Genomic DNA, 24,340 nt, shown 5'->3' with positions numbered 1-24,340 from the left:
AATGATCCTTTTGTCGTCTTCCCGTGAAGAGGTTGGTTCCCGTGCACGATCCGGTACCCCCGTCCAACATCCCCGAGCCGGCCGACGAGGTCGCCTACCAGGACGCCGCCGACGCCGTGGCGCAGGTAATCGCCTGGTACAGCCAGCAGCTGCTGGCTGAGCGCCGCTCACCCACCCCCGACCCCGAGCGGCTCAACCGGCTGATCACTGATCAGGCGGAGTGCGTACGGGACCGGGCGCGGCTCGAGGACGCCGAGCCTGCAGAGGTCGCCCGTGTCATGGCACGTTACGCGGCCCGGCTCAAGGAGCTGGAGGCCACCGGCCCGTAGCAGTCGGGGTCTTCGCGGGCCAGGGGGAGCGAGGCCACGACGGTGGACCCGGGAAGCCTGCGCGGCTGGAGGTGGGCGGGCATCAGCGCCCGTGCCAGGCGGGCGATCTGCTCCACGTCGTGGCGGTAGTGCGGCAGCTCGGCCCGCAGGCGCCGCTGGATGGCCCAGAACCGGTCCGCTTCCCGGTTTGTGTAGGGGCGGTTCTGCTCGGCGAGCAGGGCAGCCGCCGCGCCCGTAGGCCGTGACCAGGCGCCTTGAGGGGTGCGGTCGTTGCGGTAGAGGACGGTGCCGTCGCGCCCCCACACCATGACCGAGTCGGCCACCGGCACCTGCTCGGCCGCGGCGACCGCGTCGGCGAGCACCGCGAAGTGGTGGTCGTGTCCGGAGGCGGTGGTGAACCGACCATGACCGCCTAGCCGGTTCACGCCGGCGCAGCGCACCGCGGTGCCCTGACGGGAGTCCGCCGCCCGCACGGCCAGGACCACCAGTTCCACGCGGTAGCCCGCCCGCTGGTAGGCCATCGCGCCCTCCACGAAGGCGGCCGCGCTGCCTGGGGCGATCTCGATGGTCACGTCCCCGCGCCGCTTGCGCACGCACGCCTCGGCCATGGCCTGCCAGGCCCGGTAGTCCGCCCGGATCCGTTCGCCGGCCGTACGCGGCTCCTCGCGCAGCAGGTTGTAGTAGTCGGGGTGGTACGGCTTGAAGTCGTCGCCGCTGATCCGGGTAGGCCGCCCGCGCAGCGCCCGGCGCAGCACCCGGGCCTGGCTGGTCTTGCCGGAGCCGGGCTGGCCCATCACGTACACCGCGACCGGGCGCTCCTGCGGCGTGATGTTATCCAGGAGCACCGGGGCGATGAGCACGTCGTAGATCCAGCGGTGTTCCTCGGCGGAGAGCCGGTGGTAGTCGACGCCGGGCGCCTGCCGCCGGGCCTGCGCGGTACGCCGCAGCGGCTCGGACAGGGCGGCGGCGCGCTCGCCGTCGCGCCGTACGGCCAGCGCCCAGTCCTGGGACAGCCGCGGATCGTGCGCCCGCCGGTCGGCGTCGGCGAGCTGGCGGCGGAAGGCGCCCGTCTCCGCCGCGCCCCACGGGCGTAACCGCTCGGTCAGCAGTGCCTCGCGCGCGCCGACCTGCTGACGCCAGTGGCCTTCGGGAGTGAGCTCGTTGGCGTACAGGACTTCGCCGGCGCGACGGACGACGAGGATCCGGTCGGCCAGGCGCCCGGCCTCGATGTCCGAGAGGACAGCGGGCAGTGCGGCCGCGCAGGTGTCGTGGTTGTCCCATCCCACGTACCGAGCCCGGCCCTCCTCGGCCAGGCGTAGATACCGGTCCAGGACACCCAGTTGCGAGACGGCCTCGGGCACGGCCAGGGCCACGATCTCGATCCGGTAGCCGGCAGCGCGGTACGCGGCCACCGAAGACAGCCACCCGGCCGGGTCAGCAAGGGCTTCCTCCGCCACTACGTCGTACCGGGCCGCCCGGGCCCGGGCTTCGACCTCGGCCTGCCAGCGGTAGGTCTCCGACCGCACCCGCACCCCGGCCGTCCGCACGTCCTCCGCCAGGAAATCGGCGTAGTCGGGGTGAACGGCCTTGTACGCGTCCCGATCCACCCGCACCGCACCGCCGCGCTGTTCAAGGGCGGCCTGCACCAGGTCCATCACGAGCGTCTTACCGCTGCCGGCCTGCCCCGCCACGAACACCACCACCGGACGCGCCTGCGTGACCGCGCCCGCCGTCAGCTTCGGCAAGATCACCTCGGCGAGCAGCTCGCCGTACTTCTCCACCAACGTCTCCCGGCTGGGTGCGAGCGCTTCTGTCCGATCCGGTGTGCTGTGCCGGCCCGCGCGCGACGCCGCCGCGGGCCGCAACGGCCAGAGACCCTCTACTCGGCGTCCAGCTTCTGGCGCAGCTGGTCCAGGGTGATTCCGTCCTCCGTGTGCCACAGGGTCCAGCCGTTGATGACGTTCCCCGTGACGGCTTCCGCTGCCTTTGACGGGGAGGGGAACGGGGAGGAGTGCCCGTCGACGATGAGCTGGCCCTCGGCGGTCACGACAGCGCGGCCCGACCGGTTGGCGCGGCGCTGAGTGAAGGTGAGAACGCTGCCGGCCTTGAGCCTTCCCGCCTGCATCAGTGCGGCGAGCGGCCCGTGGGGGATGACCGGCGGGGCCGTAGTGGTGGCGGATCCGCCACCGAGAGACAGGGTGACGTGGATGGTGTCGTCGCCACTCGCGCTCGTGAGCTGGGCGATGACGGCGGGGTCGAAGTGGATGCTGAGCGTGGCCATGCGGTCTCCTGCCATCAGTGGCCCGGAGGCCCTATCGCTTACTTCTTCTTCCATTTTAAGTAGCACAAGCAGCTCGCGTCAACTCTACTTGTCAGTGGCTAAGCAGAACTTAGAAGTCAGGCGCACCCTGAAATCGCCCATGCGTAATACGCGGCGTAACAGAGAGCTGCGGCACCCCCACACTCAAGCCCTGAGCTGTGGAAAGTCGTTGCGCCGCTTACCCGCCCGCGTGCCGCACTCTCACTAACTGCGCGATTTGCGAGCGATCCAATGCACGAATCGATGCGCGATCCGGTATGGTGTCTATTGGAGGTGACCTCTGTGTCCACTGAGAACGAGCTGTTCAGTGCCGTCGATGCACTGCTGGAGCGAGTCGCGCAGGATGATCTGCCGGTCCCTGCGGAGCGCAAGCGTCTGCGTGAGGCGGCCGGCCTGAGTCAGGCGCAGATCGCCACGGCGCTGGACGCCCGACGTGAGGCCGTGGGGAACTGGGAGACCGGCAAGACGGAGCCGCGGCCGCCGAAGCGTGCCGCGTACGCCCGGCTGCTGGAGGGCCTCGCCCAGCGGTTCCCCGCCCCGGCCGCCGACGAGCCCGCCGCCGCCCCGGCCCCGGTGGTCCCGGAATCGTTCACCGGTCCGGCCTCGGAGCCGACCTCCGCGCCCGTTGCCGTCCCGCCGTCCCGCCCGGCGGCGAGCAGCACCACCAAGCCGGCGGCCGCGTCGTCGCGGCGCCCGGGTGCGAAGAAGGCGGTGGCGAAGAAGACCAGGGCGGCCGCCGCCGTCGACCCGCGCTTCGAGAACGGTCCGCTCGCGGTCATCGACTGCGAGGACGGGCAGGTCTCGGCGTACTGCGTCGGTGGCCTGGTCCTGGACGTGCCCGCCAAGTCGATCCCGGCCCTGGTCGACTGGACGCTGACGGAGGCGAAGCTCGGGCAGGCCCGGCTGCACCGCAACGGCCGCGACGCCGACCCGATCCTCGTCCTCACCGCGGCCGCGCTGGAGCGCTACGGCCTGCCCGCAGCCCTGTCGGAGGAGGAGCGGCGGGCGAGCCGGCTTCCGGACAGCCACAAGGTGGTCAAGCAGATCACCAAGGCCGGACTCCAGCTCACCCAGCGCGGCTTCGGGCCGTGGGCCCGGGTCTTCCGCGAGCCGGAGGGCTCCCGGCGTCGCTGTGTCCAGCTGTGCATCCTGCCCTGGAACGCGCTGGACGCCCGGGAGTGGGACAAGAAGGACGACCCGCAGCTGCCGACGATGCACCCGGCCGACCTCGCCCGCTACCTCGGCCTGTACGCGGAGCGGGTGATGACGCCGCGCGGCACCACCGCGACGACCGGTCTGGAGCTGATGGTCGCGCTGCGCCCGCCGACCCGAGCGGAGAAAGACCAGACGACCGGCGAGTTCAAGCGAGCCTTCAACGACGACGCGCTCACCGCGCTGTATCCCGTGGTGGAGTGCGAGGTTCCCGACGAACACCCCATCCTTGAGGGGAAGTTCGCCCGGCACCACCTGCGCACCCCGGCAGAGATGCTGATGGAGGAGCCCTACGACTGGTGCCGGCCGCTGACCGATGAGGAGTGCATGAACCAGTTCCTGGTCACGGTCGACATCAACATGTCGTTCGCCGCGGCCGCGAACGGGCTCACGGTCGGGCTGAACGGACCGACCCACCTGACCGCCAACCCGAAGTTCGACTCGTCGCTGCCCGGCTCGTGGCTGGTCGACCTGAGCCACGTGGACCTGTCCCGCGTGGAGATTAACGGCCGCACCGTCGACGGCGACCGGCTGCCCTCGCCGTTCACGCCGAAGGGCGACCGGCCCGAGGGGCCGGCCTGGTACGCCACGCCCACCGTCGCCTACGCGGTGGAGCTCGGCTTCGAGGTCACGCCGACCGAGGCGTACGTCCGCACCCAGACCGGCCGCTACCTGGACGGCTGGTACAAGCGGCTGCGCGACGCCTACATCGCGACCATGGCCGACCTCGGCGTCACCACCAGCATGGGCGGCCAGGAGTTCCTGGAAGCGATGGCCCACTCCAAGCAGACCGACCCGACGATGGCGCTGCTGGCGACCGCGATCAAGGCGACAGCGAAGGGCGGCATCGGCAAGCTGCGCCAGCGCAGCCGGGGCCAGGTGCCGTACTACGAGGAGTACCCGGCGCTCAAGCGCGAGACGTGGCGCCCCGACATCCGGGCCGCCGTGCTGGCGAACCAGCGGATCGGCCTGCACCGCAAGCTGATGAAGACGGCGGCCGCCGACCTGTACCCGGTCGCGATCGGCACCGACGCCATCGTCTACCCCTCGCCCGGCCCGTCCCCGCTGGACGTCCTGCCGCACACGCCCGAGGGCAAGCCGGTGCCGGGCACGTTCCGGCTCGGCATCTCGCCGGGGATGGTCAAGCACCAGGGCACCCAGACCGTCCTGTGGGCGGAAGAGCAGTTCGAGGAGCGCGGTGTCGTGTTCAACATCGCCAACCTCATCAAGACCGACCAGAGCGCCGGAGAAGGGGAGTAACCGATGGTCGACTCGCTCGGGGAGAGCCTGGACCGCGCGCTGGAGGGGGCGTTCACCCGCCGTATCCCGCAGAGCGCCCAGGCGCAGATGAAGTACCTGGTCAAGCAGCTCAAGGGCACCAAGGCCGCCGCCCAGGCGCTCGGGATCTCTCAGCGCACGGTGGAGCGGTATGTCGTGGGCAAGCTGAAGCGGCCCCGCCAGGAGCTGCGGGGCCGTCTGGAGCGTGAGGTCAAGAAGCGGTGGCAGCCGCAGATCCGTGCGAAGGCCCGGAAGAAGGCGGCGTCCACGGACGGCCTGGTCGTCTCCACCCGCGCCCGCTTCGGGTTCACCGCCGCCGCGGGCACGACCGACGACGCCCGGATCCGCGACATCACGCAGGCCCTGCCGCCCGAGTACGCCGACCGCCTGTTCACCGCCCACGAGCAGGGCGCAGGCGAGCAGCAGCTCCAGCAGATTACGGCCGACGGCCTCGCGCAGATGTACTTCCGCGCGAACAACTCCCGGGCACACGGCCTCGGCGTGGAATTCACCGACGTAGAACGGCTCGACATCGAGCTTTGATCGCCCGCCCGTGACAAGGGGCCCCGAACCGCGCGCCGGTTCGGGGCCCCTTGCGTGTCTCCGGGTCAGCCGGCGGCGGCCTATCGGCCGGCGGAGCACGACGGTGCCGGAGCCGCCGCTGGTGACGGCTCCGGCACAGCGGGTCCACGTTGCCGCGTGGAGCACCGCGAGGTTCGTGATCTGTGACGGTGTGGGTGTGCAGTCCATAGCGCCGAGACGAGTACGCCCACCGTAAAGGGGGCCGTACGAACCTGCGGCGACCATCGCAGGCGAGGCGTACGCCCAGCAAGCAAGAGAGGGCCGCTTCTGCAACAACTCCGCCTACCGTAGCCCGCCGATAACACCGGGCCCGCAGGTCAGAGAGCCTTATGCACCAGGTGCACACGGTCAGGGTGGGCGGCCGCGCGGGTCGCCTGTGCAACAACGCCCGGGTGAACCCCCGATGTAGTGCCAGGATTCTGCTCCAACGGGCGATTGCCGTCGTCCAGTTGACCGTGCAGTCCATAGCGACGTTGAGGCTCCGCGCCCCAACACCGAGAAATTCAGGAGTAGTTAAGACCTACCCGCATGAGCAGTATCCGTGCACCGCGAGCGGGTCTCGCAGGCGCCCTACCCTCGGGCAGACCGTCATCATCATCGTGGTCACGGCGCTGGGCGCCGCTCTGGGGTGGGCCGGGATGCCTGCCCTGACCATCGTCGAGGTCCTGACTGGCGCCGGACTTGTCGGCGCTCACCTGGCCCGTCGCGCGCCCCTGGCGCCCGCGTCTCTGTAGGTGTGGCATGGGACGCCCCCAGCAACCCATCAGCACCCCGAACGCCAAGCTCAGGATGCTCGCGCAGTGGCTGCGAGATCAGCGCCTGGCAGCCGATCTCACCCACGAGGACATCGCGAGCAGTCCCTGTTCGTCGTTCTCCGCATCGACGTTCGCTCGAGCCACCAGCGGCGAGCGGATCCCCCGCCTGCCGGTGGTGGAGGCCTACGCGCGGGCCTGCGGCGCTTCCCCGGCCCACGCCCGCCGGATGTGGCGTGACGCGCGGTACGCCGAACAGCGTGAGCGCACAGGCCGCATCGACATCCCGCGTCCCGACCGTGTCCACGACCGGGACGATCTCACCGCCGCCCTCCTCAGCCTCTACTACCGGGCTGGCGCCATGCCGCTCGCAGAGATGGAGCGGCGAGCGGGGCAGCTCGGCGAACTCCCCCACTCCACAGTCCGCCGCATGCTCATGGGCCGCGGTGTACTGACCCTCGCCCAGCTCAACGCCTTCCTCCGTGTCTGCGACGTGCCCAAGGAGGAGCGCGACGCCTGGAGCCAAACCTGGAACCGTGTATGGCGCGACCGACGGGCTGGGCGTGAACTCGCAGCTATCTACGACTCTCCGAGTTGGGAAGTCACTCCTCGCGACGTTCACGCGACTACGCAGCTCGCCCTGGCCGCCCTCGAGCAACTCGAGGCCATGATCCCCACCTACACGGCTCCGCTCGTTCCGGCAGGGCAGCGCCCCGTTCCTTTCGCACGCCGAGACCTCGAAGACGCAGCACTGTTCGGAGCCAACTCGGTCGTTGTCGCGCAGCAGAAGCTGGCCGCAAGGTCCCGCGGGGCACTTCCGCGCCGCAGTCCGGGAGCAACCCGAGCAGCCGAACGCGCGGCGGACTACAGCCACGTCTTCACCATCAAGACCCCGCGGCAGCGGCGTGGCCGACGACCAGGCCCGGCCACGGCCGTCCCCTACCCGATCGCACCAGGAGGTGCAGGACCGTGACGACGCCGACGCCCACCAAGGGGGCGATGTCGAAGGCAGAGAGAGCAGTAGGGGCTGGGTCTCACTGTGTTCGCCCCGGGCGGGCTCGCACCTGACCGGCCTCATACGGAAAGCAGGCGGGAGGGCTTGCGGGGCTAACTGCCCGCTCCTCCAAGGTCGGTGCGGCTCGCCGACCGGCGGGCTAACCGACTGACCCGGAGGCCTTCCGATGCCGTCCTCGCCCACCCCGCCGCCCACCGACCGGACGGCCCTCGCCGTCGCCGCGTTCGGCTCCGCTCTCGCCGTGGTGGTCACCGTGCAGGCGCCCACCCTCGTCCCCGCCCTCGGCGTCGGCCTGGCCGTGTGGGCTGCGGTGTACCTCTTCCTGCGGCTGTGACCCGGATATCCGCGGGCCTCGGCCGGGCTCCAGCTCGGCCGGCGCCCGCGGCGTCTTTCGTCAAGTCGCTGTCCCAGACAGCGGGCGGGCTCCATGCTCCTGACGTGGCAGTCTCACTCCGGCGCAAGCGCGAGGCCCCCCGGGGCCGGTACACACCGTAAGGACCGGAGCGGGCGCCGCCCCCGGGCGCGCTGCCCGTCCTCGTTTCCTGGCCCCGGTCGCGTGTGCGCGCGACCGGGGCCCGCTTCGTGATGCGGCGCTTCAGCCTTAGCCCAGTACGCGCCACGGCTCCAGGCCATCCTCGTCCGGGCCGGCCTCGGCCCACATCTCGCGGTTGAACTGCTCGTACGCCGCGCGCAGATACTCGGGCGACAGGTGGGCTTCGGCAGCAAGGATCTCGAACGTCTCGCCTTCGGCGAGGGCCCGCTCGACCACGTCGTACAGGCTGATCTGGGCACGCCGGTTGGCCTCGGCCATGTCAGCGACCCACAGCGCCGCTGTGCTCCCCGCCTCATACGCCACATGGGACCTCCTCACCCGCCCCGAACTCGGCGATGTCCGCATGCAGCCGAGCCGCCCGTACACCGAGCGGCGCCCCCTTCCGCCGGCAGTTGGGCGCTGATCAAGCTGTCGAGGTCGTCCACGCTCCGCTCGAGGGAACCGTTCTGCCGAATTCTGCGTGAGGTCCTGACGTGTTGTCGGCTGGTGGGTTGCGACCGAAGGGGTACCGGTGAGCGTTCGGGTGCGGGCGATGGTGAGCGTGGCGGTGTCGGCCTCCTTGGCTTTGGTCGCGTGCGGTCCGGAGAAACCGAAGGAGTACACGGGCGCGGAGCCTTCGGGGGCGTCCGCGGCCGCGGCGGCTCAGTTCGCGCCGCTGGTGCGGCTCCATAAGAAGGAGTCGCTGATGCCGATGGACGCGACGCGTTTCATCGAGCGGTCGGTGCTGCGCTTCGACCACGACGGCTTTTGCCGTGGCGAGGAGCCGGTGGCTGATCCGGTCGACCCACGGCGATTGGGCCTGCGTGCCACCGAGCCTTACCGACACCAGGATGTCGAGCTGGGGAAACCGTCGTCAACGCCGGTGAGCTGCCCCGGGCACGCGGAACGGAAGCGCGCCACGACCGATGTCGGCGCCGGCTTCTATCTCGACCCGCCCGAGGAGGTTCGCAAGGGGGAGGGCCCCGGCGCGCCCGCCTATTGGGAGTACCACAAGCACAAGAGCGACCCGGCGCGCACGGCGTACGTGTACTGGTTCTTCTACCCCTACAACAAGCTGACTGCGGGCAACAGGCACGAGGGCGACTGGGAGCGCGTCGCGGTCCAGTTGCGCAACGGCAAGCCGGAGGCTGTGACGTTCGCGAAGCACGGCGGCAATCCGTGCAGCGTGAAGTGGTCGGACCTGAACCCGAGCGACGGGCATCCCAGGGTGTACTCGGCGCTTGGCTCACACGGTTCCTACCCGACTCCTGGATACCACCAGGTGCCCCCCACGTTCGACCGGACGTCGGAGGACGGCGTCGAGTGGCGCACGTGGGACAACGTCCGCCCCGTCGACCGTGAGCCCTGGTGGGGGTACGCGGGGTGGTGGGGGGCGCAGGAACACGTGGACGGGTTCAACGGACCGATGGGCCCGTACCCCAAGCGTCAGCTGCCAGGCGTATTCACCGACCAACCGTGCGGGGGTGCTGACAAGCCGCCGGCGGATCCACCGGCGGATCCACCGGGGGAGCAGCCCGCGCCCAAGACGAAGGAGGGGGCGATCAAGCGTTACGAGCAGTTCCTCCACGCCGTGGGCCGGGAGGACATCGACACGGTCTGCGAGGTGGCCGGGCCCGCGGCGAAGCAGGCCGAAGACCAAGGGTTCGGTCCGTGCAAGAAGACGTTCGTCATCACGTTCCAGATGATCTCTCCGGCGCAGAAGAAGGCTCTGCAGACCGCGACCGTCGACCCGCAGCGCGTCGTCGAGCTGACGCCCGACAGGTTCGAGATGCCGACCGAGTCGATCAGGTCCTCCGTGACGTTCTCCGAGAGCGACCTCGGCGACTCCACCATGGAGTACATGAAGGACGAGTGGTACATCGTCGACTGACCGGCCTTATCCAGCGGGCAGTTGAGCGAGGATCGAGCTTTTGAGGTCCTCCAAGGCCCGCCGGAAGGCGTGGTCGAGGTCGACGCCGTAACGGTGGGCGAGGTTCAGGACGGACCACAGACAGCCGGCCAGCTCATGCTCCAGCGCGCCGCGCGCCCGCCGCCGGGGCGGGCGGGCGCCCTCCTCGGCCATGACGAGCTTCGCGAGGTCGCCCACGTCCCCGACGAAGCCGAGCAGGAACTCCGGGCCATGTGGGCCCGCGCCGCGCATCGTGTGACCGGCCTCATGCCGAAAGCCGGTCAGGGGCGACCATGCTCGGACAGCACGGCGACAACCCGGTGCAGCAAGACAGCGGAGGAGCAGGAGAATTGGCGGGTGCACAAACTGCCTCCGCTCCACCCACGTCAACTCGGCCGCGGTGTCGCCGCGCTCATCCCTCAGTCGGGCACCGAGGTGTCGGCCGCCGGGCAGGCCGCGGCCGCGCTCGCCGCGCTGCAGACTGTCCCGGTACAACTGGGCGTCTTGCAGGCAGCCGCGCTCCTCCTCGACGAACTCGGGTCCAGCGGAGCCGACGATGAGACACGTGCGACCGCAGAGGAGACAGCCCGACTGCTCCGTGCGGCCATGGGATTCCCCGTCGGCTGAACAGCTCCTCGGCGTCTTTCGTCAAGTCGCTGTCCCGGACAGCGGGCGGGCTCCATGCTCCTGACGTGGCACTCTCACTCCGGCGCAAGCGCGAGGCCCCCCCGGGGCCGGTACACACCGAACCTCTGGCCCGTCTGGTTCGTGGCACTCGTGGCGCTGATCGCCGCTGGCGCCCTCGGCTGGGTCATCTACCACTACGCCTACGACCACTTCGCTCAGGCAGCCGCCGACCAGAAGCCGCCCAAGCCGGTCAACATCAACGACGTCCTCAAGGCGACCGTGACGGCACTGACCCTGATCGGTGCCGTCCTCGCCGGTCTCTACGCCTACCGCAAACAGCGCCTCGCCGAGGGCGACGCACACCGCGCGGACGCAAGCCAGCTCGCCGAGCGGTACACCACCGCCGCCGAACAGCTCGGCCACGACCAAGCCGCGGTCCGCCTCGCCGGCGTCTACGCCCTCGCCCGCCTCGCCGACGACTGGGAAGAACAACGCCAGGTCTGCGTCGACGTCCTGTGCGCCTACCTCCGCATGCCCTACGAACCCGACTCCTCGTTGCCCGGCCACAAAGAAGGGGAACGCGAGGTCCGCCACACGATCATCCGAGTCATCCGCGACCACCTACAGGAGCCGGACACGGCTACCGCCTGGTGCTTGCATGACTTCAACTTCACCGGCGCGGTCTTCGACGGCGGCGACTTCACAACCAGCCACTTTCGAGGAACGGCCATCTTCCGGGACGCGACATTCAGCGGCGGCACCGTCAACTTCAACGGCACGACGTTCAGCGGTGGCACCGTCACCTTCGCCCACGCGACGTTCACCGGCGGCACCGTCACCTTCCACGGCACGACGTTCACCGGCCCCACCGTCACCTTCGCCCACGCGACATTCAGCGGTGGCACCGTCACCTTCGCCCACGCGGCGTTCACCGGCCCCACCGTCCGCTTGGGCGCGGATTACAGCAGCCCCACCGTCCGCTTCGATGCCGCGGCGTTCAGCGGTGGCACCGTCCGCTTCGACGTCGCGACGTTCAGCTACAGCACCGTCAGCTTTGGCCGCGCGACGTTCAGCTACAGCACCGTCAGCTTTGGCCACGCGACGTTCAACGGCAGCCCCGTCAGCTTCGACGCCGCGGCGTTCACCGGCGGCACCGTCCGCTTTCGCGGCGCGACGTTCAGCGGCAGCCCCGTTAGCTTCGGCGACGGCACCGCTCCCTTCCCCGCCGCCGTGTTCAGCGGTACCGCGTTTGACTGGGGCCCTCTGCCAGTACCGGCGGGTGCCTAGACAACCGTCGCACCACTCGGCTCCGCCTTCGTGGTGGTCGTCGCCGTCCAACAATCGATCGGTTGTTAGACAGCGGCGCCCTGACGTCGACACGCCTGGACGGAGTCGACTTCCGGTGTTCAACAGGGGTGTTCAGCTCACTTCGAACGAACGGCCTGGTGTTCCGTACCTACGGCCCTCCGCACCCCACGGTGCGTGCCGTGCGGAGTCCGGTCGCGTGAGGAGTTGGCTTGTCGTACCGGTGTGGCTTAATGCTTCCCGGCCGCACAACACGAGCGAGCCCATTGAGTCGGAAGGGTGGCCATCGCATGACACTGACCGCACCGGTAACGCTCAACCTGACCACACCTCGGACCGTCTCCAAGGCCATGGCGTTGCTGGGCATCCGATGGATGCCCACGCCAGTGCCGGGGTCGGCGCTGAAAGACGAGCACGGCCTGTACGCGTGGGTGGACGGCCGGGGCGCGTTCTGCCAGTGCGGGTGCGCACACGTAACACTCTCAGACAATCTGCTGGACCGACCCATCCTCTATAACGGCGTTGGTGAGAGCGCGAGCGGCGTCATCGGCAGGGTGAACAGGGAAACAGGTTTCATCGGAGAGGACTCTGATCACGGTCACGGCATGGCGATGTACCGTCGGCAGGGCGTGCCCGTGATCGGCAACGTGGAGCTGATGGCGGCCGATCTGAGCTGGGTCGACGGGCGGATAAGGCCTGACGGTGCCGAGATCGCGCGCACATGGCTGACCGACATCCGCGCCCAACCCGCAACGCTGTTCAAGGCCGCTGAGCGCCTGGCCATACGCATCTGCATACACGTGGGCGATGTGGGCGCGCCGGTGAACAGCACGCACGCGGGCGGGTGGGAGAGCAATCACGGAGCCGACTGGGCAGCGTATGCCGTGGCCGCAGAGATGCGGGCCAAGTCTCCGTCCCACCTGGGTGGCACGTTGCAGGCATCCCCGGGTACGACGGCGTAGCGGTCCACGCTGCTCGGTGGCGCGTGCGGCACCACCGAGCAGCAGCTGCAGCACATCGTGGCCGATGGCCTTGTCGAGATGCATATCCTCGCGAGCAACTGGGTCGGCACGGCCTACGTTCGCCAATCCGTTGTCACCGATCCGCCTTCAGTGTCAGGAAGTTGCGGGTCTTACAGCCGCGCTCAGGACGCGGTCCGGCTCATGATGGTGTCGAAGACTTTCTCGGTCTCGCCTTCCATCCCGATCTCGAGGCGTTGGTTGACGCCGCGGAGGGTTTCGTACGCGGCGCTGACTCCGGCGCGGTTGCCTGCCTGGTCCTCGATCAGCATCCAGTCCTGGTACAGGATTTCAGCGCTGTCGTCGATGTCGAGACCGCGCGTGACGGCGCGGCGGGCGGCTGTGAGGTCTGGGCGCGGTGCAGTGCGGTGCCAGGTCGCGAGTGTGTGGGCGACGTCGGTGATGCGGACGAGCATTTCCTGGATGCGGGCGGCGGCCCAGGCCAGGTCGGCGCCGCCGAATGGGCGGCCGCGCACGAGGTCGAGTGCCGCTTCCAGGTCCGTGATGCCGGCCCCGGCCTCCGGGCCCTTGGCGAGCCCGCGTTCGGCGAGCTGGGTGAACCGCGTCCAGTCGCAGCGCGCCTTGGGGGAGAGGCGGTAGGTGCCGGTACGGTCCCGGGGCAGGTAAAGGTTTCCGTCGGAGTCGGTGCCCAGGCGGTTGCGCAGTTCCGAGATGCGGGACTGGAGCGTTGCTTTGGACCAGGGCTTGCGTGGGTCCATGGCCTCGCGTGCGGTGTCGCTGCTGATCCCGGGCTTGAAGTACAGCAGGGCGGCGAGCAGGGCGAGTTTGAAGCCGTGCCCGGAGGCCTCGATGCCCGCAACGGTGACAGGGCCGAGGACCTGAATGTCGGGGGCGTGCAAGTCGACGGCCCCTGTTGCTTCGCTTTCGTCTTCCTCGGCTTGCGCGGGCGCCTGTTCGGCGCGTGCGGGTACAGGTTCCGGACCGGGCGTGGTGGCGGGTCCGTGGGCCAAGTCGTCTTCGCCGGCGTGCTGTGGGGTCGGCATGATGCGCAGGGATGTTGTAGCGGTCAGCGCGGCGAAGGGTGTGTCCGGGACGGCGCTGGGCGAGGCGGGCCAGTGGCCGGGCTGGTCGAGGGTGACGGCCGGGACCAGCTGCCAGGGGCCTTCGGCGGGACGGGCGGGTTCTTCGGCAATGTTCAACACGCCGACGAGGTCCTGGTATTCGCCGTCGGTCATCGACTGCACGAGTACGTCGGTGTCGAGCAGGTCGAGGCGCTGCGGTGTCGAGGATCCGACGGTCAGCCGTTCGGCATTGGGGAAGGCCTTCTGGGCGCTGCGGGCGGGGAGCACCAGGGCGAGGGGCAGGTTGCGGGCTGCGGCGAGGGCGTCCGCGAGGTGTTGGGCGTCTTCTGCGGCGGCGTCGGCGGCGCAGATCAGCAGCCACGGAAGAGGGGCGGTCTCGTCTTCGTCGGCGTTCTGGTGGTGTTCCAGGAGCAGTTCGCCGAGGTCTCTTTGCGCGGCGCGTAGGTGCGGTACGGCGCGCAGGCGGCCCTGGGGGAGCCGGGTGGCCAGTTCGGTGCCGAGGCCGACGGTGAGGATTTCGGCGCGGTCGCTCCATGTGCTGGTGGCGGCTTCCAGCGCGATGGCGCGGGCGGTGTCGCGTACGGCGTCGCTTTCGCCGTCCAGGAGCAGCACGCGGGCGGCGGGGAGGTTGAGGAGGAGGTGGTTGCCGTCGGGGTCGGTCCCGATGGTGGTCAGCCCCGGGTAGGGGGCGGGGATCGCGCGGGCCTGGTCGTGGTCCAGGAGCTCGTGGCTGCGGTCCAGGGTCCAGCAGCTGGGGCTGTGCTTGTGCTGCATGAAGGGCTGGACCGGGTCGGCTGCGGCCTGTGACTCGGCGTCCGTGTCGAGAAGCAGGTCGAGGGTGCGGTGCGTGATGCGGGCGCCGAGGATCGCCGGCAGGGCGCGGCCTTCCTGCTGGGCGTAGTGGTTCAGGGTGCGCAGCGCAGTGTCCAGCAGTTCCACACTGCCCGGTTCGGCGCTCGCCTCCAGGACCTGCTCGAGGGGGGCCGGCTGCTCGGCGATCGCGATGGTCTCCCCGGGGCGCCTACGGCGTCGCTGCAGCAGGCGCTTGATGCCCACGGAGGCGACCAGGGAGCCCGCCAGCAGCATGCCGATCCCGGCAACCTGCTGTACGCCGACGGGGGATTCGTCCGTCTCATCAGCGCCAGTGGTGGCGTCGTGCGGGGTGTTCGTCGGGGCTGTTGCGGGCGCGTCCGGCTTGGACGGCTGAGCGGATACGGACGGGGCAGCGGTCGGCTTCTTCGGCTCGGCCGTGTGTGACGCCGCGCCATGCTGTCCGCGGTCCTGTTCCCGGGGCTTGTCGTGCTCCGGAGTCTTGGCGGGTGCCGGGGGCGCCGTCTCCTGCGCTGACTCATGCGGCGCAGGCCGTGTTTCCTCTCCGCCCGTCCCGGTGCCTTTGCCTGCCTCCTGGCCGGCGCCGGCGCTGTCGTCCGGCCCGCTGGGCGGCGTGGTGTGCGGCTTCGCCTTTTCGGGCGGCGTGTGGGGCGCGGTGGGCTGGGGGATGTCGAGCTTCAGGCCGGCGCGGATGTCATCGGGGTCCGTCAGCGTGGTGCCGCCGGGCTGTTCGGCGCCCTTGTTCGCGTCGAAAATCTCGCGGTACTTCGCGCCGTCGCCCATTTCCTTGTCGGCGATCCCCCACAGGGTGTCGCCCGCTTTGGCTGTGACGCTGCGCGTGTGCTCGCCCTGCCTGGCGGGAGCGTTGGTCCTAGAGGCCGACGCGTCGGGCATGCGGAGCTGCCAGCCAGGTTGCAGGAAGGTGCTGGCGTGGAAGACGCTTCCGTCGCTCATGGTCCGCCCGTCGTTCAAGGCGGCGATGTCGCGCCAGCGTTCGCCGTCACCGAGTTCCCGCTCGGCGATGCTCCACAGGCTCTCGGCAGGGCGGACTTCGCGAACCGTGTAATGCGGCGCAGCGTCGTCAGCCGCGTGAGCCGCGGCGGACGGTGACTGCGCCGGCGGTTCGGGCGAGTGCGGCGTCTGTGCGGGCACGTGGGTGGCGGTTGCGGCCGGGGTGGCGGTCGCGGGTGTGGCCAGGGCCGTTCCGGTGGGCAGCAGGACCAGGATGCTGCCCACGAGTACGGCGGCCAGGCGCTGGGATGAGCCGAGCCCGCGCGGGGCGTTCCAAGCGCGGCCGCGGAGTTGGGCGGGGATCTCGCGCAGCGTGCAGAACGCGAATGTTGCCCAGCCGATCCAGGCGACGGCGATCAGCAGGAGAAGGAACGCGCCGCCGGTGTCCTGCCGGTCGATCAGGTGGGCCAGGTCGTCGTGGCTGGTGTCCCATACGACGGGTGTGGCCTTGATCAGCAGGAGGGGCAGGCCCACGACGGCCGTGGCCAGGACGGCGAGGCTGGCGAGGGCGCGCAGCACCGCGGCGATGGTGCGGCCTGCGCCATTGGGGGCTGCATTGCTGGGCATGTCAGGGTCCTTCGGGTGCGGTGATGCCGTGCAGGAGGGTGGCCTTTCCATGCCCGGCCACGGCCATGGAGCCGATGCCCGCGACCGACAGGAACTTCGTGGCGTAGCTGTCCTGAGTGGTGACGGTGAGGGTCTTGCCGTCGGCGGAGACGGTGGCGGTGCCCGCGGTGTTCGCGGAGCGCAGGTATGCCTGGGCGGCAGCCTGCGCGGCTTGGGGGTCGACGGTGAGGGTCTTGCCGGGCACGGCTTGTGCGGGGTCGATGGCCTGGCCGCCGGCCCGGGCGGCTTCAGTGGCGACGAAGTCGGCGCGTTCGGTGGCGCGCATCTTGCCGCCGCCGTCCACGGCCAGTCCGATGATGCCGAGCAGCGCGAGCACGCAGACCGCCACGAAGACGGTGACGCCGCCACGGTCGTCAAGGGCCGCTCTCTGCCAGGCGGGGGCCGGCTGCTGTCTCATTGTCAGTCGCCCTTCTGCCGGTACTGGTCCACCACCGAGGTGGCTGTCGACTCCATGGTTCGCGAGCCGGGAGCTCCGGGCAGCAGCAGGTCGGACAGGTCGACGGTGCAGCTCACCGTCGCGGACACCGTGGCCACCTGTCCGATGGGCACGGACAGGCCCGCGGTGTTGATGGTCACGCTGCTGCTCGCGCACGTGATGCCCTGGTCGGCGAGGGACTCGGTGGCAGCGGCACGGGCGGCTTCCTGGGCGGCGGCGGCAGTGCGGTGAATGGAGGCTTCACGGGCCGCGTCCTGCGCCGCGGCGTCGACCTTCGAGCCGGACATGACGAGCCGACCGCCTGCGATGGCCAGGCACAGAAAGACGAGCAGAGAGGGCAGGATGATGGCGGCCTCGATGGCCGCGCTGCCCCGGTCCAGTTGGGTTGAACGGATCCTGGAAATCAGCGAGTTCACGGCGCCCCCGGCTTCGTCCAACGCTCCACTGTTCCCGACGCGGACTGCGTGATCCGCAGGCCGGGCACGCCCGGCAGCATCGACTGGGCCGTCCCGGACACTTCGATACGGATGCGCTGGGCTCCGCTGCCGGTGGTGGACACGCTGGACGACATCAGGCTGTCGCCCGCGGTGCGGTCCAGGACGTCGCGGGCACGTGCCGCGCCTTCGGCGGGTCCCGCCTGATAGGAGCGGGCCGCGCTGAGTCCCTCCCGGGCAGCGGTGAGCGCGATCTCCCGGGCGTAGAACCACATCGACGCCTGGATGACCGCGACGGTGAGCAGCAGGACGAACGGGAAGACGATGGCCATCTGAATGCTGGTGTCGCCCCGGTCGTCCTGGAACCGTCGCCCGTGCCACCAGGCCGTCAGCCGTGCCCGGGAAGGCATCAGATGCCGGCCAGCTTGCCGTTGTACTTCGAGATGACCAGGGCGATGGTCCCGGCGATCAACAGAGCGCCGGTGATGGAGGCCACCCAGATGATGACGGTGGTGATGGAGATGTCGCCGCGGTCGGGGCGCTGGGCCGCCTCTTCCAGGCGGGCCTGCAGCCACTGGAGGCGGCCGGCGAGGCGGGAGTAGTAACGGGCGGTGTGCTTCACGGTGTTCACGCTCCAGAAAGGTGGAAGGGGTCGATGATCGTGACCACGATGGTGATGGTCACCGCGATGGCGATGACGATGGCCCACACGACGATGAACTCGAGCGGGATGGAACCGCCCTGAGGTTGCTTGTCATTCACGGGGATCTCTCTCCGGCCGGTCATGAGGACAGCATGCGGATCACGGCGGGGAAGGCCATCAGCAGCATCACCTGCACCGCGAGAAGAGCGCCGGGGGCGGTCATCTTCTCGCTGGCGGTGTTCGCCTCTGCGGCCTGCTCGGCAAGGAGCTCGGAGTTCAGGGCGGCGCTGCGGGCGCGCAGCGCTTTGTAGACGGCGGCGCCGTCGGTGTCCGAGCCCCGCATGATGTCCGCGATGTCGCCCAGGACGGGCAGGTCGTACTCGTCCTTGAGGTCAGTAAGGGCCTGCCAGGACGGAATCTTCTCCAGGCGGGCGCGCATCAACGCGCCCTGTACGTAGACGAACGGCCAGCCCCGGCCGACCTCAGCGGCCTTCTCCAGCGCGGTCGCGGTGCCGGCGTCGGCTTTCCGCTTGAGCGCCACCAGGTCGAGGTAGGCGGACATGGCATGAGCGAACTCTTCGCGCGCGCGTTTGGCCTGGTCGCGCACCGAAAGGTCTGGAGTGATCCACAGCAGTGCGGCCGCGCCCAGGCCCACCGCGGCGGGGACGTAGAAGGGCACGGAGATCCCCGCCAGGATCCACGGGACGGATGCCAGCACCGGGCACAGCAGCCCCAGCGCGGCAAGCAGCGTTTTGATCAGGAGGAAGCGGCCCGGGCCCTGGCCGAGCAGCGACAGGTTCTGCGTGGGGATCCGCACACCCGGCAGGCGCCCGATGCGGGCCAGCAGCCAGCGCCCCCACACTTCCTCACGGTCCAGGACCGGCTCGGCGGCGGTGAAACCGAATTGCTCGGTGCGCTGCAGCGCGGCAGCCAGGGCCGGCTGCGGGCGCAGCAGTTCACGCGTCAAAAGCGCGACGCCCGCGCCGACGGCGCCGCCGGCCAGGACCATGGGTGTCAGGTTCATCGGACCGCCGCCTTGTCGGGTTCGGGTGCCACAGCTGCCACGGGCAGGCGGACCGTACTGGTGGGATCGACGGCCAGGAAGCGCGGGATGCGCCGGTAGTGGGCCAGATGCCGCATCAGGACGAGCGTGGCGATGAACCCGGCCGTCAGCAGCGCCAGCACCAGCTGTCCGACCAGCGTCGCGTAGGGGGCCGTGTAGGACGGCACGAAGAACCCGGCGACGATGACACCGACGGTGATGAGGGTCATCCAGCGCACGGTGGTGCGCGGCTTGGCCCGGTCGGCCTCGGTGTTGCGCTTCTTGGCGACCTCTTCACGGACGCTCGCGGCGAGCTCCTCGAGGGCTGCGGCCAGGCCGTCGCCGCGGGCGGCGGCCGCCAGGATGAGAGCGGCGACAATCTTGTCGGCCGTGACATCGTCGAGTTCGTCACCGAACGCGCGCAGCGCCTCTTCCGGCCGCCATCCCATCCGCAGCCGGTCGGACAGTGTGGTGACCTGCTCGGCGATCTCCTCCGGCGGCGACTTCCGGCTGCTGATCATCGCTTGTTCCAGGCCCATGCCGAGCCTGAGTAGTCCGGCCAGGCGTTGGGTCCACTCGCTCAGTCCTTCCAGCTGCCCGATGCGGACCTTCGTCGCCTGGTCCGGCGAGAGCAGCCAGGGCACGCCGACCACCGCCATGCCGATCAGCCCACCGGCCACGAAGTTCCCGCTGACGAGCCAGATCCCCAGCCACAGCACGCCCGCGGCCGCGGCCCGGGTGCGGCGCTGCATCCGTAGCTGGGTGGAGTCGGCCCCGGCGAACATGGCCTGCCACCTTCGCCAACCGGCCTGCACCGGGGTCTTCTTGGGCGCGGTGGTGCCGACGATGCCGGCTGTGAGCGCGGCCAGCCCGCCCATCACGGCCATGCCACTCAGCACGGCCCACAGGAGCGTCATGTGCCGCTCACCACCTTCAGCGGCAGGGGCTGTGGCCAGGCGCCGTAGGTGTGCAGCAGGAGCTCGGAGTCGAACCCGACGCGGCGCAGATCGTCGATGCACTCCGGGTGCGTCCCGGTGGGCACGCCCCGCTCCTCGCCGATCGCTTTCATCGGGGCGAAGATTTCGTTGGTGGCGGGGCGGCCGGATTCGCCGACACCCGTGATCTCCACGATGTGGGACACGAACCGGTGGCGCCGGCCCCCGATCTTCGTTTCGTCAATCATGGAGACGAAGACGATGAAGTCCAGGCCGTTGGCGATCTGCCGGTAGGCGTTGTTCTCGGACAGGTTGCTCTGCGCGAGCGCGTACAGCTCGGCGATCCGGTCGAAGACCACGTCGGGACGACGCGCGTGGATGGTGCACAGGTTGCCGCCGGCACCGTTGGACATCGCCTGGAGCATCGCGACGACTTCGGGGCCGCGGACCTCGCCGACCACCATCCGTTCCAGCGACATGCGCAGTGCGGGGTGCAGAAGGTCGAGGAGGGTGACCTCGCCGGCCCCGCGGCCGTTCGCGCCCAGTTCGCCGTTGGACTCGCGGGCTACCAGCGACAGTGCCTGGGTGTGGTAGCCGTTGTCATGCGTGAAAAGCTCGTCCTCGGTCTGGATGGTGGCGAAACGCTCGTCGGGGTCGAACTCCTTGAGGAGCGCGCGCATCAGCGAGGTCTTTCCCGCCTTCTGCTTCCCGGCGATGATCACGTTCTTCTCGGCCTTCACGCAGGCGCGAAGGAACTCGGCCAGGATCGGGTCGATGGCGCCCAGCTCGACCATGCCGTCCAGGTTCACGTTCTTGACCCGGTGCCGGCGGATCACCGCATACGTGGTCGGGGACACCGCGGTGATTGCCTGCAGCCGGGATCCGTCGGCCATGGACAGCGCGAGCAGCGGGTTCGCGGTGGAGATGGTCCGCTCGCTGTGCCCGGACTCGCGGGCCAGCTCGCGCAGGAGCTCCAGGAGTTCCTCCTCCGAGTCGGCGATCGGGCCGACGCGCCGGCGCTGTCCGTCGCCGTAGTCGAGCCACACGTCGGCGGGCCCGTTGATGAAGATGTCCTCCACCCGCGGGTCGTCCAGGTAGGGCTGCAGGCGCCCGGCACGGAAGAGGAGGTCGTACACGGCACGACGCAACGCGTCGTCTTCAGCCGCGGTCGGGCTCACCCCGGTATTCGCGGCTTCGGCGCTCGACCATAGAGCCACCGCCTCGTTGATCCAGTCCAGGCAGCGCTGTTCCTCGCCGGCCCGGTCGAGCGTCGGTTCGGACTTCAGGAGGTCCTCGCGACGCTTGGAGACCTGGGACTTGATGTGCTGGGCCACCTTGTGATCGACGGTGACCTGCGGCATCTCCACGCCCAGGGCCGATGCGCTCGACGCGGAAGCAGGGGCAGGAACAGGCACCGTGCCGTTCACCTGGGTCTGCCAGCGCGACGCAAGAGGGTGTGCGCCCGGGTTCACCGGGCGGACCGTCGGGTCGGCGTGGACGGGCTTACCCCGCATGCCCCACCTCCCCGCCCGGGCCTGCGTAGCGCGGAGCGAGCCTCGCTCGGCGCATCGCGGCGCGCTGCTCCAGGACCGTGCACGCCGAACGGGCCGCCTTCATAAACGGCGACTTGGTGAAGTTGCGCGGCTGCTCCGCCCCGTCGGACAGGACCCTCGCCTCACGCGGAACGTAGGGCAGGGTCGCCACCACGGGCGCGCGCAGCACCCGCTGCACCTCCCCGGCCGGATACGGGCCTTCGTCGATCATCAGTACCCCCACGTTCCCGACGCGCTCCTCCAGCGCCTCGATGCGCACCTGCGCCGCCTGAAGTGACCGCACCGTGTTACGCACGACGACGACCAGAGCGTCCGCGCGCTGCGCCAATACCGCCGACGGCCCGAATGCACCACTGCGGCCCAGGTCGATCAGCACGTCGTGGCCGTCGACCCGCTGCTCACCGATCCCCGTGAATAGCTGCGCCATCGCATCCCAGGCCGGACCGAGACCGGCCGCCTGCGCCGGATCCGTTACGCCGGGCAGCACCAGGCGGTTGTGCGGCGACTGCTTGCCTTCCTCGGCGCTGACATCGATGAGCTGACGCCAGAACGCCTCGACCAGCTCGCCTTTACGGGAGGCCACCGACAGGTTCCGCAGCCCGTAGCGGTCTCCGACACTTCCCTGCAGCAGGCCGTACAGGACGCCGCTACCGTCCGGGTCGCACTCCGCGAGCACCATCCGCCGGCCGGGCTGAAGCGGCCAGGACAGCAGCAGCGCGAGGGCACTCGTGGTCACCCCCGGCGCGCCGCTGCAGCCTGCCAGCGCGATCACACTCATCAGCTTCCGCCCGGCGCATCGAACACGAGCCGCACATTGCCCGCCGACACCCACGCGGCCAGCCGCGGGCCGTCATCGGCGATGGTGGCGACATCGACGACCACCACGCCAGTGCCAGGGGCCGCCTTACCGGCCTTTACTACTCGCGCTGGCACCGACTCCGGCGTCTGCGGGTCCTTCGCCGTCGTCGTGTCCTCGCCCTGGGCCGGAACGTGCACGAGGCGCACCTTCTGCCCTGGAGTCAGGGCCGTTGCGGGGACCTGCTCCGGCTTGAGCCCCACCGGCACGAGCTGTTCGTTGGCCTTGATCAGCTGGTGGGACGTGACCTGCGAAGGAGCAAGGAGCGAGCCGGGACGCAGTTCCACCGCCGCCCTCTTGCCGACGACCGAGTCGAGGTCGTCCGCGGCCACTGCCTTCACCGCGGGATCCAGGGCGACTGAGGCGCGGCCGAGATCCGCCTCCGTGAGCACCTCGCCCACCTGGACGTCGCGAGTCACGGTGACCACCTGGGTACGGTGCCCGGCCTGCAGGACCAGCACCACAACTCCCGCGCCGCCCGCGGCGATAAACGCCAAGGACAGCGCAATCAGTCCCGGACGGCGCCGGCGTGCCGAGACCCGCGGCGGGGCAACCGGACCGGCCGGTTGCCCCTGCGCAGGGACGCCCATGGGCATCGCGCGTTCTTTCGTCTTGCTCACGTTCATCCCTTTCGAGGGCTAACCGACGACCTGGACTTCGCCGACGGCCACCTGTGCCTGGGTCTGCCGGATCTCGTTCAACTGGCCCGTCTCACCGCCACCGCCAGCCACCTGCCAATCGACGACCCACGTCGAGGTCGCGGTCACCTTGAACTTGGCGCCTGGCGCATCGGCCGATGTCTCGGTGTAGCGGTGGCCGCAACTCGGCGAGTCCTTCATGCCGTAGGTGGCCTTGTAGGGGGTGCCTGCCCCGGCGCACGTCACGGTGCTGCCATCGCCCAGCCGCCACACGATCCGCTCCACCTTCGCTGTCGCGGTGACCGTCACGCCGCCTGCGGTGGCCGTCGCCGTGTTCGGCCCGAACGTGGTTGGTGATTTGTTCACCCACAACCACAACGGCACGCCCACCGTGTACTTCCCTGCCGCCCGCGGACTCGCGACGCTGGGACCGGACAACTTCATCTTGTCCACGGCCTGCTGGGCAACGACTGCCGGGTCGACGGGAGGAGGAGGCTGCCCATTGCCCACAGCAAGCCCTGTGGTCGGGCCGTTCGTACCTCCGGGTGTCTTGCAGGTTCGTGTATACGCAGTCTTGCCCTCGCCTGCGTACCAGAGGCTGCCGGGCGGGGGCTGGTCCTCGAGGCGCTCCACCACGCACTTGGGCGGTTTCCCTGCGCCGGTGTGGCTCTGGCCCTTGGACGCGGAGGACCCGCTCGCCGCCCTTCCGTCCCCGGTGGCCTTGCAGAGGATGAACAGACCCGCGGAGGAGCAGCCCCCTCCGCCGGCCTCAGGCTCGGCCACCGCCGTAGGCGTCAGCAAGGCCAGTGTGGCCAGACCGCCGACGCCCGCGGTCAGCAAGCTCGCTGTAGCCGTTTTACGTCGACGATCTTCCACTGCTTCCCCCACTTCTCAGCTTGGATCTCGGTGACATAGCGCTTGAGGCGGTCCGCTGGCATCGACACGGCCTTGCCTGACTTGCTGTAGATGAACTTCCAGTCGGTCGTGTCAAGGCAGTCGGTCAGCCCCGCCCATGGCACCTTCTTGTCCGGCTTGATGCCGGTCAACTTGACCTCGTGGCCCGGCTCTCCGGTGGCGACGATGCCCTTGGACTTGAGGTCCTTGAGGTCGTTCTTCGTCTCCGCCCAATTGATCGCGGCGCTGTACGTCGACAGGTGAGTGCCCTTCGGATCGGCCTTCGCGTAGGCCTTGACCTGCTCCTCCCACATACGGGCGTATGCGTCCGTCACGGCCTTCTTCTCGGCCGCGTCCGGATCTGCACTGGTGGAGGGTGACCCGTCCGGCGTGCTGGGCTCCGACGTAGCGGGGGCATGCGGCTTGGCGTTCTGGTCGGCCTTGCCACCTCCGCAGGCAGTGAGTGCAGCCAAACCGACGAGAGTGAGAGCGCCGGCAGTGGCAACGGCGCGCCTAT

26 protein-coding genes are annotated in these 24,340 nt (G+C 69.8%); 9 read left to right on the top strand and 17 right to left on the bottom strand.

The window, feature by feature from the left end; all coding sequences use genetic code 11:
* The first annotated feature begins 41 nt into the window (after positions 1–41).
* The gene (locus AC07EJ_RS26920) at positions 42–329 is read left to right on the top strand and encodes a hypothetical protein (protein WP_478885088.1); all 288 of its coding nucleotides are present in this window, start codon (positions 42–44) and stop codon (positions 327–329) included.
* On the opposite strand, the gene AC07EJ_RS26915 is transcribed toward AC07EJ_RS26920, so the two are convergent.
* The gene (locus AC07EJ_RS26915) at positions 287–2,110 is read right to left on the bottom strand and encodes a zeta toxin family protein (protein WP_478885087.1); all 1,824 of its coding nucleotides are present in this window, start codon (positions 2,108–2,110) and stop codon (positions 287–289) included. The two genes, AC07EJ_RS26920 and AC07EJ_RS26915, sit on opposite strands and share 43 nt — an antisense overlap.
* A gap of 98 nt (positions 2,111–2,208) precedes the next feature.
* Positions 2,209–2,610, bottom strand: coding sequence for a restriction system modified-DNA reader domain-containing protein (locus AC07EJ_RS26910; RefSeq protein WP_478885086.1), 402 nt, complete (start codon positions 2,608–2,610; stop codon positions 2,209–2,211).
* Positions 2,611–2,931: 321 nt separating this feature from the next.
* Between AC07EJ_RS26910 and tap the strand changes: the two genes are divergently transcribed.
* The 4 genes from tap (at position 2,932) to AC07EJ_RS26890 (ending at position 7,822) form a co-directional block, all read left to right on the top strand.
* The gene (tap, locus tag AC07EJ_RS26905) at positions 2,932–5,121 is read left to right on the top strand and encodes a telomere-associated protein Tap (RefSeq protein ID WP_478885085.1); all 2,190 of its coding nucleotides are present in this window, start codon (positions 2,932–2,934) and stop codon (positions 5,119–5,121) included.
* A 3-nt stretch (positions 5,122–5,124) separates the two neighbouring features.
* Positions 5,125–5,682, top strand: coding sequence for a telomere-protecting terminal protein Tpg (gene tpg, locus AC07EJ_RS26900; RefSeq protein ID WP_478885084.1), 558 nt, complete (start codon positions 5,125–5,127; stop codon positions 5,680–5,682).
* A gap of 780 nt (positions 5,683–6,462) precedes the next feature.
* A complete protein-coding gene (locus tag AC07EJ_RS26895; RefSeq protein WP_478885083.1) occupies positions 6,463–7,446 on the top strand; it encodes a helix-turn-helix domain-containing protein in 984 nt (327 codons plus the stop codon).
* Between the two features lie 208 nt (positions 7,447–7,654).
* Complete coding sequence (locus AC07EJ_RS26890) at positions 7,655–7,822, top strand: hypothetical protein (protein ID WP_478885082.1); 168 nt, start codon at positions 7,655–7,657, stop codon at positions 7,820–7,822.
* Positions 7,823–8,089: 267 nt separating this feature from the next.
* Here AC07EJ_RS26890 and AC07EJ_RS26885 read toward each other — a convergent pair whose 3' ends face one another.
* Positions 8,090–8,344, bottom strand: a complete 255-nt coding sequence (locus AC07EJ_RS26885) for a hypothetical protein (protein ID WP_478885081.1) — start codon at positions 8,342–8,344, stop codon at positions 8,090–8,092.
* Between the two features lie 208 nt (positions 8,345–8,552).
* Here AC07EJ_RS26885 and AC07EJ_RS26880 point away from each other — a divergent pair, with 208 nt between their 5' ends.
* Positions 8,553–9,911: a PT domain-containing protein gene (locus AC07EJ_RS26880; RefSeq protein WP_478885080.1), complete on the top strand. Its 1,359-nt coding sequence runs from the start codon at positions 8,553–8,555 to the stop codon at positions 9,909–9,911.
* Between the two features lie 6 nt (positions 9,912–9,917).
* Here AC07EJ_RS26880 and AC07EJ_RS26875 read toward each other — a convergent pair whose 3' ends face one another.
* A complete protein-coding gene (locus AC07EJ_RS26875; protein ID WP_478885079.1) occupies positions 9,918–10,181 on the bottom strand; it encodes a nucleoside triphosphate pyrophosphohydrolase family protein in 264 nt (87 codons plus the stop codon).
* A gap of 105 nt (positions 10,182–10,286) precedes the next feature.
* Between AC07EJ_RS26875 and AC07EJ_RS26870 the strand changes: the two genes are divergently transcribed.
* The 3 genes from AC07EJ_RS26870 (at position 10,287) to AC07EJ_RS26860 (ending at position 12,823) form a co-directional block, all read left to right on the top strand.
* Positions 10,287–10,556: a hypothetical protein gene (locus AC07EJ_RS26870; RefSeq protein ID WP_478885078.1), complete on the top strand. Its 270-nt coding sequence runs from the start codon at positions 10,287–10,289 to the stop codon at positions 10,554–10,556.
* A gap of 141 nt (positions 10,557–10,697) precedes the next feature.
* Entirely contained in the window at positions 10,698–11,843 is a 1,146-nt protein-coding gene (locus AC07EJ_RS26865; protein WP_478885077.1) for a pentapeptide repeat-containing protein, read from the top strand.
* 308 nt (positions 11,844–12,151) lie between these two features.
* The gene (locus AC07EJ_RS26860) at positions 12,152–12,823 is read left to right on the top strand and encodes a hypothetical protein (protein ID WP_478885076.1); all 672 of its coding nucleotides are present in this window, start codon (positions 12,152–12,154) and stop codon (positions 12,821–12,823) included.
* Positions 12,824–13,005: 182 nt separating this feature from the next.
* Here AC07EJ_RS26860 and AC07EJ_RS26855 read toward each other — a convergent pair whose 3' ends face one another.
* From AC07EJ_RS26855 to AC07EJ_RS26795, 13 genes are all read right to left on the bottom strand, one after another.
* Positions 13,006–16,332, bottom strand: coding sequence for a LysM peptidoglycan-binding domain-containing protein (locus AC07EJ_RS26855; protein WP_478885075.1), 3,327 nt, complete (start codon positions 16,330–16,332; stop codon positions 13,006–13,008).
* A 1-nt stretch (position 16,333) separates the two neighbouring features.
* Positions 16,334–16,789, bottom strand: coding sequence for a pilus assembly protein TadG-related protein (locus tag AC07EJ_RS26850; protein WP_478885074.1), 456 nt, complete (start codon positions 16,787–16,789; stop codon positions 16,334–16,336).
* A 2-nt stretch (positions 16,790–16,791) separates the two neighbouring features.
* Positions 16,792–17,265 carry a TadE family protein gene (locus tag AC07EJ_RS26845; protein WP_478885073.1) on the bottom strand — a complete coding sequence of 158 codons (474 nt, stop codon included), beginning with the start codon at positions 17,263–17,265 and terminating at the stop codon, positions 16,792–16,794.
* Positions 17,241–17,672, bottom strand: a complete 432-nt coding sequence (locus AC07EJ_RS26840) for a TadE family protein (RefSeq protein ID WP_478885072.1) — start codon at positions 17,670–17,672, stop codon at positions 17,241–17,243. Before AC07EJ_RS26840 ends, AC07EJ_RS26845 begins: the two co-directional genes overlap by 25 nt.
* On the bottom strand, positions 17,672–17,884 hold the full coding sequence (locus AC07EJ_RS26835) for a hypothetical protein (protein ID WP_478885259.1): 213 nt from the start codon (positions 17,882–17,884) through the stop codon (positions 17,672–17,674). Before AC07EJ_RS26835 ends, AC07EJ_RS26840 begins: the two co-directional genes overlap by 1 nt.
* Positions 17,885–17,889: 5 nt before the next feature.
* The gene (locus AC07EJ_RS26830; RefSeq protein WP_478885071.1) at positions 17,890–18,048 is read right to left on the bottom strand and encodes a hypothetical protein; all 159 of its coding nucleotides are present in this window, start codon (positions 18,046–18,048) and stop codon (positions 17,890–17,892) included.
* Positions 18,045–18,929, bottom strand: a complete 885-nt coding sequence (locus tag AC07EJ_RS26825) for a hypothetical protein (RefSeq protein ID WP_478885070.1) — start codon at positions 18,927–18,929, stop codon at positions 18,045–18,047. Before AC07EJ_RS26825 ends, AC07EJ_RS26830 begins: the two co-directional genes overlap by 4 nt.
* A complete protein-coding gene (locus AC07EJ_RS26820) occupies positions 18,926–19,864 on the bottom strand; it encodes a type II secretion system F family protein (protein ID WP_478885069.1) in 939 nt (312 codons plus the stop codon). The genes AC07EJ_RS26825 and AC07EJ_RS26820 overlap by 4 nt, the downstream gene beginning before the upstream one ends.
* The gene (locus AC07EJ_RS26815) at positions 19,861–21,396 is read right to left on the bottom strand and encodes a CpaF family protein (protein WP_478885068.1); all 1,536 of its coding nucleotides are present in this window, start codon (positions 21,394–21,396) and stop codon (positions 19,861–19,863) included. The genes AC07EJ_RS26820 and AC07EJ_RS26815 overlap by 4 nt, the downstream gene beginning before the upstream one ends.
* Positions 21,386–22,213, bottom strand: a complete 828-nt coding sequence (locus tag AC07EJ_RS26810) for a CpaE/TadZ family protein (RefSeq protein WP_478885067.1) — start codon at positions 22,211–22,213, stop codon at positions 21,386–21,388. Before AC07EJ_RS26810 ends, AC07EJ_RS26815 begins: the two co-directional genes overlap by 11 nt.
* Positions 22,213–22,911, bottom strand: coding sequence for an SAF domain-containing protein (locus AC07EJ_RS26805; protein ID WP_478885066.1), 699 nt, complete (start codon positions 22,909–22,911; stop codon positions 22,213–22,215). The genes AC07EJ_RS26810 and AC07EJ_RS26805 overlap by 1 nt, the downstream gene beginning before the upstream one ends.
* An 18-nt stretch (positions 22,912–22,929) precedes the next feature.
* Positions 22,930–23,373, bottom strand: coding sequence for an ATP/GTP-binding protein (locus AC07EJ_RS26800; RefSeq protein ID WP_478885258.1), 444 nt, complete (start codon positions 23,371–23,373; stop codon positions 22,930–22,932).
* A gap of 389 nt (positions 23,374–23,762) precedes the next feature.
* A complete protein-coding gene (locus AC07EJ_RS26795; protein WP_478885065.1) occupies positions 23,763–24,296 on the bottom strand; it encodes a hypothetical protein in 534 nt (177 codons plus the stop codon).
* Between the last annotated feature and the right edge of the window lie 44 nt (positions 24,297–24,340).

This window comes from Streptomyces sp. NPDC045026 (assembly GCF_056432625.1).
Note: the sequence above shows the minus strand (reverse complement) of the source record. Positions and strands in the feature narration are given on the sequence as shown.